Origin of the sequence: Mesorhizobium sp., assembly GCF_017306585.1 — a bacterium.
Lineage (GTDB): Bacteria > Pseudomonadota > Alphaproteobacteria > Rhizobiales > Rhizobiaceae > Mesorhizobium.
The window spans coordinates 73,388-89,311 of sequence record NZ_JAFKIC010000110.1 but is presented as its reverse complement, the minus strand read 5'-3'; the positions used below and the strand labels follow the sequence as shown (position 1 = coordinate 89,311).

General features: G+C 65.2%; 16 protein-coding genes. 15 read left to right on the top strand and 1 reads right to left on the bottom strand.

Annotated features, from left to right (window positions below; translation table 11 throughout):
- From J0I79_RS06175 to J0I79_RS06145, 7 genes are all read left to right on the top strand, one after another.
- A partial coding sequence (locus J0I79_RS06175; protein WP_292855728.1) for an ABC transporter substrate-binding protein occupies positions 1-913 on the top strand: 913 nt, incomplete at its 5' end.
- A gap of 117 nt (positions 914-1,030) precedes the next feature.
- On the top strand, positions 1,031-1,678 hold the full coding sequence (locus J0I79_RS06170; RefSeq protein WP_292855733.1) for an ATP-binding cassette domain-containing protein: 648 nt from the start codon (positions 1,031-1,033) through the stop codon (positions 1,676-1,678).
- The gene (locus J0I79_RS06165) at positions 1,675-2,397 is read left to right on the top strand and encodes an ABC transporter ATP-binding protein (protein WP_292855727.1); all 723 of its coding nucleotides are present in this window, start codon (positions 1,675-1,677) and stop codon (positions 2,395-2,397) included. Before J0I79_RS06170 ends, J0I79_RS06165 begins: the two co-directional genes overlap by 4 nt.
- Positions 2,394-3,290 (top strand): branched-chain amino acid ABC transporter permease, encoded by an 897-nt coding sequence (locus J0I79_RS06160; RefSeq protein WP_292855726.1) that lies wholly within the window; start codon positions 2,394-2,396, stop codon positions 3,288-3,290. The genes J0I79_RS06165 and J0I79_RS06160 overlap by 4 nt, the downstream gene beginning before the upstream one ends.
- Positions 3,287-4,348, top strand: a complete 1,062-nt coding sequence (locus J0I79_RS06155; protein ID WP_292855725.1) for a branched-chain amino acid ABC transporter permease — start codon at positions 3,287-3,289, stop codon at positions 4,346-4,348. The genes J0I79_RS06160 and J0I79_RS06155 overlap by 4 nt, the downstream gene beginning before the upstream one ends.
- Positions 4,349-4,350: 2 nt before the next feature.
- Positions 4,351-5,136: a coniferyl-alcohol dehydrogenase gene (locus J0I79_RS06150; RefSeq protein WP_292855732.1), complete on the top strand. Its 786-nt coding sequence runs from the start codon at positions 4,351-4,353 to the stop codon at positions 5,134-5,136.
- A gap of 42 nt (positions 5,137-5,178) precedes the next feature.
- Positions 5,179-6,624 carry an aldehyde dehydrogenase gene (locus tag J0I79_RS06145; RefSeq protein ID WP_292855724.1) on the top strand — a complete coding sequence of 482 codons (1,446 nt, stop codon included), beginning with the start codon at positions 5,179-5,181 and terminating at the stop codon, positions 6,622-6,624.
- Positions 6,625-6,656: 32 nt separating this feature from the next.
- Here J0I79_RS06145 and J0I79_RS06140 read toward each other — a convergent pair whose 3' ends face one another.
- Entirely contained in the window at positions 6,657-7,586 is a 930-nt protein-coding gene (locus J0I79_RS06140; RefSeq protein ID WP_292855723.1) for an aldose 1-epimerase, read from the bottom strand.
- Positions 7,587-7,647: 61 nt separating this feature from the next.
- Between J0I79_RS06140 and J0I79_RS06135 the strand changes: the two genes are divergently transcribed.
- The 8 genes from J0I79_RS06135 (at position 7,648) to J0I79_RS06100 (ending at position 15,908) form a co-directional block, all read left to right on the top strand.
- Positions 7,648-8,439, top strand: a complete 792-nt coding sequence (locus J0I79_RS06135; RefSeq protein ID WP_292855722.1) for a FadR/GntR family transcriptional regulator — start codon at positions 7,648-7,650, stop codon at positions 8,437-8,439.
- The gene (locus J0I79_RS06130) at positions 8,436-10,163 is read left to right on the top strand and encodes an IlvD/Edd family dehydratase (protein WP_292855721.1); all 1,728 of its coding nucleotides are present in this window, start codon (positions 8,436-8,438) and stop codon (positions 10,161-10,163) included. Before J0I79_RS06135 ends, J0I79_RS06130 begins: the two co-directional genes overlap by 4 nt.
- A gap of 11 nt (positions 10,164-10,174) precedes the next feature.
- Positions 10,175-10,954 (top strand): SDR family oxidoreductase, encoded by a 780-nt coding sequence (locus J0I79_RS06125; RefSeq protein WP_292855720.1) that lies wholly within the window; start codon positions 10,175-10,177, stop codon positions 10,952-10,954.
- 32 nt (positions 10,955-10,986) lie between these two features.
- Positions 10,987-11,985 carry an AraD1 family protein gene (gene araD1, locus J0I79_RS06120; protein WP_292855719.1) on the top strand — a complete coding sequence of 333 codons (999 nt, stop codon included), beginning with the start codon at positions 10,987-10,989 and terminating at the stop codon, positions 11,983-11,985.
- A 53-nt stretch (positions 11,986-12,038) separates the two neighbouring features.
- A complete protein-coding gene (locus J0I79_RS06115; protein ID WP_292855718.1) occupies positions 12,039-13,064 on the top strand; it encodes an ABC transporter substrate-binding protein in 1,026 nt (341 codons plus the stop codon).
- Between the two features lie 74 nt (positions 13,065-13,138).
- Entirely contained in the window at positions 13,139-14,242 is a 1,104-nt protein-coding gene (locus tag J0I79_RS06110; RefSeq protein ID WP_292855717.1) for an ABC transporter ATP-binding protein, read from the top strand.
- On the top strand, positions 14,239-15,111 hold the full coding sequence (locus J0I79_RS06105) for an ABC transporter permease (protein ID WP_292855716.1): 873 nt from the start codon (positions 14,239-14,241) through the stop codon (positions 15,109-15,111). Before J0I79_RS06110 ends, J0I79_RS06105 begins: the two co-directional genes overlap by 4 nt.
- A complete protein-coding gene (locus tag J0I79_RS06100) occupies positions 15,108-15,908 on the top strand; it encodes an ABC transporter permease (protein ID WP_292855715.1) in 801 nt (266 codons plus the stop codon). The genes J0I79_RS06105 and J0I79_RS06100 overlap by 4 nt, the downstream gene beginning before the upstream one ends.
- The last annotated feature ends 16 nt before the right edge of the window (positions 15,909-15,924 follow it).

Here is a 15,924-nt window from a genome sequence, read left to right as displayed (position 1 = left end):
AGCAGCCGGCGTGCCTTGCCTCTCCACCGTGACGCCCTGGCAAGCCTGGTATTTCGGCCGTGGCGCCAAGCCCGGCGCGCCCTCGCCTTTCAAATGGACCTATCATTTCGGCTTCGGCGTCGGTGAATTCTTCAAGACCTACATCTCGCAATGGAACCTGATCGAGACCAACAAGAAGGTCGGCGTCATGTATCCCAACGACGCCGACGGCAACGCCATCCGCGCCAACCTGGCGCCGCTGCTGGCCAAGCAGGGTTTCACCATCGTCGATCCGGGCGCCTACGAGACCGGCACCACCGACTATTCCTCGCAGATCGCGCTGTTCAAGCAGGAAGGCGTCGAGATCTTCAACTCCTTCCCGATCCCGCCTGATTTCGCCGCCTTCTGGCGCCAGGCGGCGCAACAGGGGCTGATCAAGCAGATCAAGATCTGCCAGGTTGCCAAGACCGGCCTGTTCCCGTCCGACATCGAGGCGCTCGGCGACCTCGGCATGAAAATTTCCAGTGCTGCCTACTGGCACAAGGCCTTCCCCTACAAGTCGCCGCTGACCGGCGTCTCAGGTACGGAACTCGCCGATGGCTATGAGGCGGCGAGCGGCAAGCAGTGGACGCAACAGCTCGGCGCCTCCATGTCGCTGCTCGACGCCGGCTTCGAGGCGCTGAAGGCAAGCACCGACGCCAAGGACAAGGCGGCGGTCGCCAAGGCGCTGAGTACGCTCAAGACAGAGACGATGATCGGCAAGGTCGATTTCACCAGCGGCCCGGTCGCCAATGTCTCGCCCGGTCCGATCATCGGCACGCAGTGGGTCGCCGCCAAGGAAGGCTCGAAATTCCCGCTCGACTATGTGGTGACCGAGAACGCCACCGACCCGAAAGTTCCGGTCGAGGCCAAGCTCCAGCCGTATAACGGCTGACGGACCGGCGACGGAGATCGCATCGTGAGCAGCCTGTCAGACGGTGCGACCCTCAGCGCCACCGGCGTCCACAAGCGCTTCGGCGCGCTTGTGGTGCTGGACGATATCGACTTCGCCATGGGTGCGGACGAGGCTGTCGGCATCGTCGGCCCGAACGGCGCCGGCAAGACGACGCTGCTCAGCGTGCTTTCGGGCGCCTTCCCGCCAAGCTCCGGCAGCATCGCGTTCAAGGGTGACGACGTGACCGCGCTGCCGGCGACACAGCGCTGCCGGCTCGGGCTCGTGCGCACGCATCAGGTGCCGAAACCTTTCAGCGGCATGACCACATTCGAGAACGTCTTCGTCGCCGCCTCGCATGGCGCGGGCCTTGGCCGCGACGAAGCCTATGAGGAGGCGCTGGGCTCGCTGAAACTGTGCGGCATGCTTGGCGTCGCCAACCGGCGCGCCGAGACGCTCGGCCTGCTCGACCGCAAGCGCCTGGAACTGGCGCGGGCGCTGGCGGCGCGACCGACGCTGCTGTTGCTGGACGAGATCGGCGGCGGCCTGACCGACGGCGAGGCGAGCGAACTCGTCGGCACCATAAAAGAGTTGTGCCGCCGCAAGATCGGCATCGTCTGGATCGAGCATATCGTGCATATCCTGCTGCAAGTGGCCGAGCGGCTGATCTGCATGGATGCCGGCAAGATCATCGCCGATGGCGAGCCGCAGGCTGTGATGGCCGATCCGCAGGTGATCCGCGCCTATCTCGGCGGAGGCCCGAAATGAGCTTTCTGGCGGTCGAGGACCTGGTCGTGAGGCATGGCCTGCTGCAGGCGGTGCGCGGCGTGACGTTCGGCGTCGAGCGCGGCAAGACCCTGGCGCTGGTCGGCGCCAACGGCGCCGGCAAGACGACGCTTCTCAGGGCAATCGCCGGCGCGCACCAGCCTTCCGCCGGCCGCGTGCTGCTCAACGGCGCCGACCTCACCGGCGTGCCGTCGCACCGGCGCGTCGGCATGGGCATCGCACTGGTGCCGGAAGGGCGAAAGCTGTTCGTGCGCATGAGCGTCGAGGAGAACCTGCTGCTCGGCAGGACCGCGGGGCGGCCGGGCGACTGGAGCGTAGACAAGGTGCTGGAGATGTTCCCCAACCTGAAGCCGCGCCGGCATGCCAAAACAGGCCATCTCTCGGGCGGCGAACAGCAGGCGACGGCGATCGGGCGGGCGCTGATGAGCAACCCCGACGTGCTGCTGCTCGACGAGGTTTCGCTTGGCCTGTCGCCGCTGATCGTCGACCGCGTCTATGTCGCGCTGCAGGGCCTGATCAGTTCGGGGACCACGATCATCCTGGTCGAACAGGATCTCAACCGCGCGCTGTCGGTCTCCGACAAGGTCATCTGCATGCTGGAAGGACGGATCGTGCTCACGGCGGACAGCCGGAGCGTTTCGCGTGACGAGGTGACGAAAGCCTATTTCGGCCTGCACAAGCAGAAGGCCGTGCCGGCATGAGCAACCAGATCATCCAGGGCGTGCTGCTCGGCGGCTACTACGCTCTCATCGCCTGCGGCCTGTCCTTCATGTTTTCGGTGATGCGCATCATCAACCTTGCCCATGGCAGCCTGGCCGTGTTTGCCGCCTACGCACTGTGGTGGCTGGCTTCGCGCTTCCACATTCCGCCCTTTGCCGGCCTGCTTATCGTGCTGCCGCTGATGGCAGCCATCGGCTGGGTACTGCAGCGCTTCCTGCTGGAGCGCAGCGCGCGCGGCGGCGCCCTGTTGCCGATCCTGACCACATTCGGCCTCGCCATCGTCATCGACAACATGCTGTTCGAGCAGTTCGGCGCCGACACGCGCTCGCTGGCGCCGTTCATCGGCAGCCTGTCCTACGATTCCTGGGAATGGCCCGGCAGCATCTATGTCGGCAAGCTGGCGGTCATCATCTTCATCACCGCCGTGGCGCTGCTTGGCGGACTGCAGCTGTTTCTCAGCCGCACCGGTCTCGGCCGCGCCATCCGCGCCACGTCGGAAGACCCCGATACATCGGGCCTGGTGGGTGTCGATGCGCGCCGCGCCAACGCGATCGCCGCGACCATCGCCATGGTCACCGTCGGGCTGGCCGGAGCCTTTCTCGGCATGCGCGCCACCTTCGACCCGTATGCCGGCGCGCCGCAACTGCTGTTCGCCTTCGAGGCCGCCGTCATCGGCGGCGCCGGGTCGCTTTGGGGCACGCTGGTCGGCGGCATCGTGCTGGCGCTCGCCCAGACACTCGGCGCGCAGGTGCACCCGCAAGGCTTCCTGATCGGCGGTCACGCCGTGTTCCTCATCGTGCTGTTCGTGCGGCTGTCCGTCTCAGGCTTCAGCCTGCGCGGGCTGCTCAACCCACCCTCGCGGAGCGCTCCATGAGCGCCGCCTCGACCATGATCGAGCGCGGCACGGCGCCATCGCGCATCGCCGCGGTCGCCGTCGCCATCGTCATCGCATTGCTGGCGGTCGCCCCGCAGTTCCTGTCGGCCGGCGCCGTCGACCGGATGACGGCGCTGTTCATCTACGTGATCCTGGCCGCTATGTGGAACGCACTGGCCGGGTTCGGCGGCCTGGTCTCGGTCGGCCAGCAGGTGTTCTTCGGGCTCGGCGCCTATTTCGCTATCCGCCTGGCCGATGCGGGTCTCAATCCGTTCCTGTCGCTATTTGTCTCCGCCATAATCGTCGGGGTGGTCTCCTGGCCGCTCTCGCTGGTCATGCTGCGGCTCAGGAACGGCGAGTTCGCCATCGGCATGTGGGTGATCGCGGCCTTGACGCATCTGCTGGTCAATCTCGACCGGCTGGTGCAAGGCGAGACCGGCACCTCGCTGATCTCGCTCAACGTCTACGATGCAGCCACCAGGCGGGTGACGATCTACTGGCTGGCGCTGGCCTCGATGTCCGCCCTGCTCGCTATCCTGTTCGGCCTGCTGCGCGGCAGCACGGGCGCCGCAATCCGCGCCATCCGCGACAATGAGGACGCCGCCGCCTCGGTCGGCGTGCGCGTCACCGGCACCAAGCGGCTCCTGTTCGTGCTCGCCGCCTTCGGCATCGGCGTCGCCGGCGCGCTTTGGCTGGCGACATCGATCACCTTCCAGCCGAAGACCTACTTCAACGTGCAGTGGACCGCATACATGATCTTCATGGTGCTGGTCGGCGGCATCGGCACCTTCGAGGGCGCCATTCTGGGCGCGCTGGTGTTCTTCCTCATCGAGACCTGGTTCGGCGGCACCGGCGTCTGGTATCTCGTCGGCCTCGGAGCCACCGCCGTGCTGTTCTCGCTTTTCCTGCCGCGCGGCCTGTGGGGAACGGTCGAGGAGCGCTTCGGACTGCGCCTGCTGCCGGTCGGGTACCGCGTCAGGCTCGCCGAAGACGCGGCGGATCAGAGTGGCGGCGATGCTCAGCCGCTGAAAACGACAACAAACCGGGAGACGGCATGACCATGCTTTTCGGCAAGACGATCCTCATCACCGGCGTCGCCTCCGGCATTGGCGCGCGTACGGCCGAACTTGCCGGCCAGTTCGGCGCCGACGTCATCGGCGTCGATGTGCGTGAGCCGGCCTCACCGGCCGGCAGCTTCGTCAAGGCCGACATCTCTTCGAAGGCAGGTGTGGATGACCTCATCGCGAGGCTGCCGCAACGCATCGATGCGCTGTGCAACGTCGCCGGGCTCTCCGGCAATACGGGGGCAGTGTCGACGCTGGCCGTCAATTTCTTCGGGCTGCGCGCCCTGTCGGAAGGCCTGGCGCCAAGACTTCGTGAAGGCGGCGCCATCGTCAATGTCGCCTCGATCGCCGGCTATGGCTGGCGGGCCAATCTCAATCGGGCCGCCTCGATGATCGGTATCGAAGGCTTTCCCGATGTCGCTGAGGTCGTCGCCGAACACGCGGTGAAGAACGAGGAAGGTTATCCCGTCTCCAAGGAATTGCTGCTCTTGTGGACATTCCGCGCCGCGCATCAGGATCTCTTCAAGAGCCGTGGCATCCGCGTCAACGCTGTCAGCCCAGGCCCGGTGGAAACGCCGATCCTGAAGCAGTTCCGCACCGTGCTCGGCGACGCGCGTGTCGACAGCGATATCGCCAGGGCCGGGCGCGCGGGCACGTCGGGAGACATCGCGCCCGTCGTGCTGTTCCTGTGCTCGGACGGGGCACGCTGGATCAACGGCGCCAACGTGCCGGTTGACGGCGGCCTCGAAGCGTCGATCAATGCCGAAGTGCTCGGCTTCTGACACCCAATTCGAAAGCTCCATCGAGAGCGAGGGAAAAGACCAATGGATATCGGACTTCTGATCGACGGCGATGAGCGGGCGGCCACCGGCAAGGCTTCCTATGAGCGGCTCGACCCCTTCACCGGCAAGCTCGCGACGCGCGCCGCTGCCGCCAGCAGCGCCGATGCCAACGCGGCCGTCGAGGCGGCGGCGGAGGCTTTCCCCGCCTGGTCGAAGACCGGCCCCGGCGAGCGCCGCGCGCTGCTCCTGAAGGCGGCGGACGTGATGGCTTCCAAGGTCGGCGAGTTCACGAAGCTGATGATGGAAGAAACCGGCGCCACCGGCCCGTGGGCCGGCTTCAACGTGATGCTGGCGGCCAACATGCTGCGCGAAGCGGCGGCGATGACGACGCAGATCTCGGGCGAGGTCATCCCGTCCGACAAGCCGGGCACGCTCGCCATGGCGATCCGCCAGCCGGCCGGCGTGTGCCTCGGCATCGCGCCATGGAACGCGCCGGTCATCCTCGGCACGCGCGCCGTGGCGATGCCGATCGCCTGCGGCAACACCGTCGTATTGAAAGCCTCCGAAATGTGCCCCGGGACGCACCGGCTGATCGGCCAGGTGCTGGTGGAGGCCGGCCTGCCCAAGGGCGTCATCAATGTCGTCACCAACGATCCCAGGGATGCCGCCGCGATCGTCGAGACGCTGGTCGCGCACCCCGCCGTCAAGCGCGTCAACTTCACCGGCTCGACCAAGGTAGGCCGGATCATCGCCGAACTCGCCGGCCGGCACCTGAAGCCGGCGCTGCTAGAGCTCGGCGGCAAAGCGCCGCTGATCGTGCTCGACGATGCCGACATCGATGCGGCGGTCAACGCGGCGACCTTCGGCGCCTTCATGCACCAGGGCCAGATCTGCATGTCGACCGAGCGCCTCATCGTCGACGAGACGATCGCCGACGAATTTGTCGCCAAGCTCGCGGCCCGCGCCTCGCAACTGCCGGCCGGCGATCCGCGTGGCCATGTCGTGCTGGGCTCGCTGATCAGCAGCCAGGCGGCCGACAAGATGGAAGAGCTGGTCACCGACACCGTCGCCAAGGGTGCGCGGCTCGCCGCCGGCGGCAAGCGCAGCGGCACGGTGGTCGAGGCGACGCTGCTCGATCATGTGACGCCGGCGATGCGTGTCTATGCCGAGGAATCCTTCGGGCCAGTCAAGCCGGTGATCCGCGTCAAGGGTGAGGACGAAGCAGTGCGCGTCGCCAACGACACGGAGTACGGCCTGTCGTCAGCCGTGTTCAGCCGCGACATCCGCCGCGCCATGGCGGTCGCCGCCCGCATCCAGTCCGGCATCTGCCACATCAACGGGCCGACCGTCGGCGACGAGGCGCAGATGCCGTTCGGCGGCGTCAAGGGCTCGGGCTACGGCCGCTTCGGCGGCAAGGCCTCGATCGCCGAATTCACCGATCTGCGCTGGGTAACGATCGAGGACCCAGGCCAGCATTACCCGTTCTGAACCGGCCGCGTCTCGGACGGCCGGTAAAAGCCTCAGACAACCAACGATGGCGTGAAGCGAACAGTTGCGGATTGTGCCTGGCCGGGCGCCAGCACAATGCGGCCGGTGCTGATATCGCCATCATCCCCACGGTTGAAGGCATCGGTGATGTTGCTGACCGGCTCGGCGCAAAAGAACGGCTCGCCGGGCGGCGTGTAGAGGACCAGAAAGTCGAGCGGCGCCTCGGCTTCGATGTCCAGCTGCCTTCCCTGTTCGGGCCAGGCGATCCGGGCATGGCGCTTCCATCCGGTGAAAACCGTATCGAAATCCACTTCCGGCACGTCGACGCCGATGGACGGGTCGGCGCCGGCCGGCGGCAAGACATGCCGGGTGGGCAGGACTTCCGCATCGGTTTCCCACATGCCTGAGACCGGCGCCTGGACATGCGTCCAAGGCGTCGACGGGAAATAGGGATGGAGGCCGAAGCCAACCGGCATCGGCGCGTCCGACAGGTTGCGCACCGCAAGCGTCACGCAGAGCCTGCCATCCGCCAGCGAGATCGCTTGTTCGGCCTCGTAACTCCACGGCCAGGAATCGGCGGCATGGCGGTAGCGCAAGGTGATGGCGTTTGCATCGTGCCGCACGATTGTCCAAGGCCTGCGCCAGCCATGGCCATGCTCATGATGCGGATCGTCAGGCACGCTCGGCAGCTCGATGCTGCGCCCAGCGAACTCGAACCGACCGCCCCTTATGCGGTTGGAATAGGGAACCAGCGGAAAGCAGGCCATCGCGCTCGCGTCGCGACCGCCGATTGCCGCCGGAGCGGCCGGGCGCAGCCAATCCAGGACGGCGCCGTCGTAGAGCCATCGATACGACGCCACCGCGCCGCCGACAGCGGGAGCCACTTCGACGGCCGCGATGCCATCGCTGATCGAAACCAGCGCGGCGTGTGGCTCGGCAACAGCAGTGGAATTCTTTGTCATCGGCACATCCCCATCCCTTGACTCCGACCACCATAGCTATAAGACATATCATATGAATAGTATGAAGAATAAAAAATCCTTCAGCACGGCTAGAACGTCGAGGGTCACAGTTGCGGTTTCCAGCGGCTCGACCGCGCTGCACGCAACGGTCGTCGAGCAGATCGGCCTTCGCATCGTCCAAGGCGATTTCCTGCCCGGCGAGGCGCTTCCGAATGCCGATGATTCCAGCGAAATGCTGGGGGTCAGCCGCACGGTGCTGCGCGAGGCGATCAAGGTTCTGGCCGGCAAGGGCCTGGTCGAATCGCGGCCGAAGACCGGCACACGGGTGCGTCCGCGCGCCGACTGGAATTTCCTCGACCCCGATGTCCTGTCCTGGCGTTACGCCGCCGGCGTCAGCACCGAGGATGTCCGTGCATTGTTCGAATTGCGCCGCGCCATCGAGCCGATGTCGGCGGCACTTGCCGCGCAACGCGCCACGCCTGAGCAGATCGCCGAGATCAACGCCGCGCTGATGGAGATGGAAGCGGTTGTCGATGACGGCGACCGCTTCGCCAAGCCCGACCTTCTGTTCCACCAGGCCATTCTGCGCATGACCGGCAACGAACTGATCGGCTCGCTGGCGGCGCTGGTCGAAACCGCATTGATGATGAGCTTCCGCCTCTCCAACGACAATCCGGAAGGGCAACGCCATTCGATGCCGCTGCACAGGGAGGTCGCTGAACGGATCGCCGCCGGCGACGCGGCCGGTGCGCAGAAAGCTCTTCTGGTGCTCATCGACGACGCCGAGGACGACGTGCGCCGCAGCGTCGAGAACCGCAACAAGCGCCGCAACGACCGGGACCAGCAATCGTGACCGAGAAAAAACGCAAACTGCGGTCCGAAGCCTGGTTCGGCGGTGAAGGCAAGAACGCCTTCATGCACCGCAGCTGGATGAAGAACCAGGGCATCCCCGCCGATGCCTTCGACGGGCGTCCGGTCATCGGCATCTGCAACACCTGGTCGGAATTGACCCCGTGCAATGCGCATCTGCGCGCACTCGCCGATCACGTCAAGCGCGGCGCCTATGAAGCCGGCGGCCTGCCGCTGGAGTTTCCGGTGATGTCGCTTGGCGAAAGCAACATGCGCCCGACCGCCATGCTGTTCCGCAACCTGGCCAGCATGGATGTCGAGGAATCCATCCGCGGCAACCCGATCGACGGCGTCATCCTGCTGGTCGGCTGCGACAAGACCACGCCGGCGCTGCTGATGGGCGCGGCATCGTGCAACCTGCCGACCATCACCGTTTCGGGCGGGCCGATGCTCAACGGCAAGTTCCGTGGGCAGGACATCGGCTCCGGCACGCATGTGTGGAAATTCGCCGAGGAGGTGAAGGCCGGCCGCATGCCGGTCGCCGACTTCCTCGCCGCGGAACAGGGACAGAGCCGGTCGGCCGGCAGTTGCATGACGATGGGCACGGCCTCGACGATGGCCAGCATGGTCGAGGCGCTCGGCATCGGCATGCCCGACAATGCCGCGATACCGGCCGTGGATTCGCGACGCGGCGTGCTTGCCCAGATGGCGGGGCGCCAGATCGTCGATCTCGTTCGCCGCGACGTGACGATTTCGCAGATTCTCACCAAGCAGGCCTTCGAAAACGCCATTCGCGTCAATGGCGCGATCGGCGGCTCGACCAATGCCGTGCTGCATCTGATCGCTATCGCAAACCGGGTCGGCGTCGATCTCACCCTCGACGACTGGGACCGTCTCGGCCGCGATGTTCCGACCATCGTCGACCTGATGCCGTCGGGCCGGTTCCTGATGGAAGATTTCTACTATGCCGGGGGGCTGGCTGCGGTCATGGCGTCGCTTGATGAAGTGGGGCTTCTTCATCGCGACGTCATGACCGTCAGCGACAAGACGATCGGTGAGTTGATCGACGGCGCCCCCAACTACAATCGCGAAGTCATCCGGCCGCTGAGCGAACCGCTGACCAAGGAGGGCGGCATCTCGATCCTGCGCGGCAACCTGGCGCCCAATGGAGCGGTCATCAAGCCGTCGGCGGCGACGCCCGAGTTGATGCAGCATCGCGGCAAGGCGGTCGTCTTCGAGAACATCGAGCACTACTACGCCCGCATCGACGACCCCGACCTGGACATCGACGCATCGTCGGTGATGGTGCTGAAGAATTGCGGACCGCGCGGCTATCCCGGGATGGCCGAGGTCGGCAACATGCCGCTGCCGGCGAAGCTGCTCAAGCAGGGCGTCTCCGATATGGTGCGCATCTCGGACGCGCGCATGAGCGGCACCGCCTACGGCACCGTGGTGCTGCATGTGGCGCCGGAGGCCGCGGCCGGCGGTGCGCTCGCCTTGGTGCGGGACGGCGATCTCATCGAACTCGACGTCGCCGGCCGCCGCCTCGAGCTGCTGGTGCCTGATGAGGAGCTGGCGATCCGCCGTCGCGACTGGAAGCCACCTGCGCCTCCCGAAGGCGGCTACCAGAGCCTCTATGTCGAGCGCGTGCTGCAGGCCGACAAGGGTTGCGATTTCGACTTTCTCGTCGGCCGGCGCGATGCCGGTATTCCCCGGCACTCGCATTAGAGAGACGCGCGATGACGGACGCAGCCAACAGCTACGCAAGCTACCCCAGCCTGAAGGGCCGCAGCGTGTTCATCACCGGCGGCGGCAGCGGCATCGGCGAAAGCCTGGTGCGCCATTTCTGCGCACAGGGCAGCCGCGTCGCCTTTGTCGATCTTGCGGAGGAACCTTCACGCCGGCTGGTCGATGCGATGGGGGCCGAAGGCCATGCCGAGCCTTTGTTCATTCCTTGCGACCTTCGCAATGTGGAGGAACTGCAGGCAGCCACCGAAAAGGCGGCGCGGCACAACGGCCCGATCCAGGCGCTGTGCAACAATGCCGGCAATGACGACCGCCACCAGACCAAGGACGTGACGGTGGCCTATTGGGACGACCGCATGGCGGTCAATTTGCGCCACCAGTTCTTCGCGGCGCAGGCTGTGCGCCCGCAGATGAGTTCGCTGGGCGGCGGTTCGATCATCAATTTCGGCTCCATCACCTGGATGGTCGGCGATCCGGACTGCCCGGCCTACGTGACGGCCAAGGCTGCGGTCTACGGCATGACGCGGGCGCTGGCCCGCGAACTCGGCCCCGAACGCATCCGCGTCAACTGCATGGTGCCGGGCTGGGTCATGACCGAGCGCCAGGTGCGGCTGTGGCTGAACCCGGCGGGCGAACGGCAGATCGAGGAAAGGCAGTGCCTGCCGGACCGGCTGCAGCCTTCTGACATAGCGCGCATGGCGCTGTTCCTCGCCGCCGACGACAGCCGCATGTGCACGAGCCAGCAATTCATCGTCGATGCCGGCTGGGTTTGATCCGCGAGATTCGAGGGGAGAAGGGTATTTTCATGCGTCTCGTTCAGTACACAACGCCCGATGGCGGCAGGCGTGTCGGCCGCGTCTCGGAAGACGGCAACCATCTTCATGTGCTGGACAATACCGGCACGGTGCTTGAACTCGCCGAAGCCGCGATCGCGCAAGGCACTTCCATTGCTTCACTGGTCGATAAGCGCACGGGTACGGCCACGATCAACTATGACGAATTGCTGCGCGAAGGCCGTGTGCTCGCCCCCGTCGATCATCCGGAGCCGGCACGTTTCCTGGTGACCGGCACCGGCCTGACCCACACGGGAAGCGCCTCCGCCCGCAACCAGATGCATGTGCTGACCCATGGCGAGGGCGGCGAGGAATCCGATTCCTTGAAAATCTTCCGCATGGGCCTGGAAGGCGGCAAGCCCGGCGCCGGCAAGATCGGTATCCAGCCCGAATGGTTCTTCAAGGGCGTCGGCACCTGCGTCGTGCCGCCTGGCGCCGACCTGCCCATGCCTGCCTTCGCGAAGGCCGGCGCCGAGGAGGCCGAGATCGTCGGGCTTTATCTCAACGGTCCGGACGGCCACCCCCATCGCATCGGCTACGCCCTGGGCAACGAATATTCCGACCACGTGACGGAGGGCGAGAACTATCTCTATCTCGCCCATTCAAAGCTCCGCTCCTGCTCGATCGGACCAGAGATCCTGATCGGCGACCTGCCGCACGAAGTGCGCGGCACTTCGCGCATCCTGCGCGACGGCGCCGTCGTCTGGGAACAGGAGTTCCTCTCGGGCGAAGCCCACATGTCGCACTCGATCGCCAATCTCGAGCACTTCCACTTCCGCTATCCGATGCATCGCCGGCCGGGTGACCTGCACGCCTATTTCTTCGGCGCGGCGGTGATGAGCTACGCCTCCGGGATCAAGACGGCTTCCGGCGACGAATATGAAATCCAGGCACAAACGTTCGGCAAGCCCCTGCGCAACCGGATGGTGTCGGTGCCGGACGAGGGACTGGTCACCGTCACCCAGCTGTGACGGCGAAAGTCCCTCGGAATGCGGTCCATCAAAACCAAAAATGGGAGATCAAAATGGGACTGAAGAAAGCAATTCTAAAACTTGCGGCAATCGGGCTCGGCATCGGCCTGATGACATCGGCGGCGCTGGCCGCGAACCTCCGCGTACTGGCCTGGGACGGCTATGCCGATCCGGACTGGGTGAAGGACTTCACGGCGGCGACCGGCATCGGCGTCGACGTCGTCTTCATCGGCAGCGATGACGAGATCTGGGCCAAGATCAAGGGCAGCGAAGGCCAGGATTTCGACGTCTTCGCCGTCAACACCGCGCAGCTGCAGCGCTACATCAAGGCCGACCTCGTCTCGCCGATCGACATTTCCAAGCTGCCGAACCAGAAGGAAGTGCTGCCGCGCTTCCGCGACCTGTCGCAGGTCAGCGGCGACACCAAGGACGGCAAGGTCTACGGCATTCCGTTCTGCTTCGATTCCATCGGCCTGATCTACGACACCGACAAGGTCAAGCCGGCGCCGACCTCGATGTCGGTGCTCTGGGATCCGGCCTACAAGGGCAAGATCCTGGCCTATGACAATGGCGAGCACAATTTCTCGTTCACCGCGCTGACCCTCGGCTACAAGGATCCCTTCAATCTCAGCGCCGAGCAGATGGCGGCGGTCAAGGCCAAGCTGGTCGACCTCAAGCGCAATGTGCTGAGCTTCTACACCACGGCGGATGAAGCGCAGCAGATTTACCAGAACAACGATGTCGCGCTGATCTGGGCCAATTACGGCCAGCAGCAGGTCAAGGCGCTGCAGAAGATCGGCGCCCATGTCGCCTATATCAATCCGAGCGAAGGCGCCCTCGCCTGGCTCGACAACTGGGTCATCTCCAAGGGCGTGCGCGACAATGCGGCGGCCGAGAAGTGGATCGACTTCATGCTGACCAAGAAGGTCAGCGGCCAGCTTTCCGAGCGCACCGGCTTCGGCAACACCGTTGTCGAATCGAGCAGCGCCGGCAGCAACGACAAACTGGTCTGGCTGAACAATGTCGAAGACCCGACCAAGCGCTCCGACCTGTGGAACGAGATCAAGGCGACGCCCTGATCACAGGTCGCTGATTTCAAAGGACCCGGCGGTCCGGACGTTCCGGACCGCCGAAGCGTATGCGAGAATATCCCATGAGCCAGAATAGCGACCTCCTAACGCTGCGGTCCGTTTCGAAATCCTACGGCAAGGTCCCGGTGCTGCACGACATCGACCTGTCGATCCGTGACGGCGAATTCCTGACCGTTCTGGGGCCATCAGGGTCGGGCAAGACCACCGTGCTGCGGCTGATCGGCGGCCTGGAGCCGCTGACCTCGGGCGAGATCCGGCTGGACGGAAATGACATCAGCCGCATGCCGATCAACCGGCGGCCGTTCAACACCGTGTTCCAGGACTATGCGCTGTTCCCGCATATGACCGTTGCCGGCAATGTCGGCTATGGGCTGTCGGTGCGTCATATCAAGCGCAAGGAGATCGCAAGCCGCGTCGCCAAGGCACTCGAGCTGGTGCAGCTCGCGCGTTTCGCCGACCGGTTCCCGGCACAGCTCTCCGGCGGCCAGCGCCAGCGCGTCGCGCTCGCCCGGGCGCTCATCTGCCAGCCGCGGCTGATCCTGCTCGATGAGCCGCTCGCCGCGCTCGATCTCGAACTGCGCCGGCAGATGCAGGAGTTCCTGAAGTCCATCCAGCGCGAGATCAAGACGACCTTCCTGTTCGTCACCCACGACCAGGAGGAAGCGATCGGCATGGCCGACCGGATCTGCGTGATGCAGGCCGGCCACATCCGCCAGCTCGGCACGCCGCACGAGCTCTACTATCGGCCCAACTGTGAGTTCGTCGCGCGCTTCTTCGGCGAGAACAATCTGGTGGCCGGAAAACTCGGGCGCGTCCAGGGCGAACAGCGTTCCATCGAGACGGCGTTGGGACGTCTGGTCTGCTCGGTCAGCGGCCAACCCGGGTTGAAGGCCGCACCGGATGGCGCCAGCGCCTTCGCGGCGTTCCGTCCCGAAGCCTTGCGCCTCGCGGAGGCCAGGGATGGCGACAACCGCTTTGCCGGCAGCATCGCCGAGCTGGCTTTCGCCGGTTCGTCAACAATTGCCACGATAACCGCCGGCGCGGAGGGCGTTGCACAACGGCTGCGGCTGCGCATGCCGAGCCGGATCGACGGCAGCGCGCTCAAATCCGGTGAGACCGTCTCGCTCTCCTTCGCGCCCAATGAAGGCCATCTGGTGCTGGCATGAGCAACTCCGCCTCGGCAGAATCCGGAGAACGACGATTGTCGCTGCTGGTGACGGCGCTGGCTTTCGCCTTGCCGGTCATCTTCGTGCTGGTGCCGCTGGCGATCTTCCTGGTCTACAGCTTCTTCAGCGTCGACCAGGGCACGATCGTCTACGCGCCGACGCTCGGCAACTACGCGAGGTTCTTCACCGACCCGATCTTCCTGCCGGTGTTCTGGAACACCATCGTGCTGTGTCTGTCGGTGGCGATAATCTGCATTCTGCTTGCCTATCCCACGGCCTATTTCCTGACGACGCTGAAGGGCCGGTGGCGCTATGCCCTGCTGATGTTGCTGCTGGTGCCGCTGCTGATGAGCTACGTCATCAAGATCTATGCCATCCGCAGCATTCTCGGCCTCAACGGCTTCCTCAACAAGGCGCTGGTGACGCTCGGTATCCTGGAGCAGCCGTCGACGCTTTTCGTCTTCAACATGAACGCCATCCTGTTGACGCTCACCCTGCTTTTGATCCCCTTCGCCATCCTGCCGATCTTCCTGTCGCTAGAGCGCATTCCGCAGACCTTGCTGCGCGCCTCCGACGATCTCGGCGCGAGCGGGCTGCAGACATTCCTGCGCATCACCCTGCCGCTCAGCCTGCCCGGCGTCGCCTCGGCGGCAAGCTTCGTCTTCGTGCTGGCGATCGGCGATTTCCTGACGCCGCAAATGGTGGGCGGCATCAGCGGCTTCACCTTCGGCCGCATCCTCTACAGCCAGTTCGGAACCGCCTATAACTGGCCGTTCGGCGCGGCGCTGTCGGTGGCGCTTGCGATCGTGGTGATCCTGGCCATCCTCATCGGCGAACGCTTCGGACGCAACCGGGGGACCTCGGCATGAGCACCCTGCCCCGAGCGTCGACGATCTTCCTCGCAGCGATCACGACGCTGGTCGCCGCGCTGCTCTACAGTCCGCTGTTCGTGCCGATCGTCTCGTCCTTTTTCCCGCTCTCGCAGGGCAATGTCGACTGGTCGTCGCCGACCTTCTCGACCTATGTGTCGCTGGCCGAAAACCATGACATACTGGCAGCCCTGGGCACCACGCTGATCGTCGGCCTGTGCACCGTCGTTCTGTCCGTGGTCAGCGGAACATTGCTCGCGCTCTACTATCACGGCCGCCGCGCGGGACGCTCCTTCCTGCAGTTCATCATCTTCCTGCCGTTCCTGATGCCGCCGATCATCAGCGGCCTGGCGCTGCTGATCTTCTTTCGCGAGATCGGCCTCGAGCGCTCGCTGCTGACCGTCGTCATCGGCCATACGGTGTTCGTGCTGGCGATCGTCTACCGCACGGTGCTGACCCGTCTGCAGTCGATGAGCCGCACGCTGGTCGAGGCTTCCTACGACCTCGGCGCCACAGGCTGGCAGACGTTCTGGCGCGTCATCCTGCCGAACCTGTCGAGCGCAATGGTCGGCGGCGCCATCCTGGCCTTCGCGCTGTCGTTCGACGAGACCATGATCACCATCCTGGTCACCGGCACGCAAAGCACGCTGCCTGTCAGGCTGTGGGCGATGATGCGGCTCGGCTTCTCGCCCGACATCAATGCGCTGGTGGCTCTGATCCTGATGTTCACCGTGCTCCTGTGCGTGCTCGCCGCCCGTTTTCTCATCCCGAGGCAGGTGGCCACCGAACGGAGCTGATTTCGAGCCGAGGGCT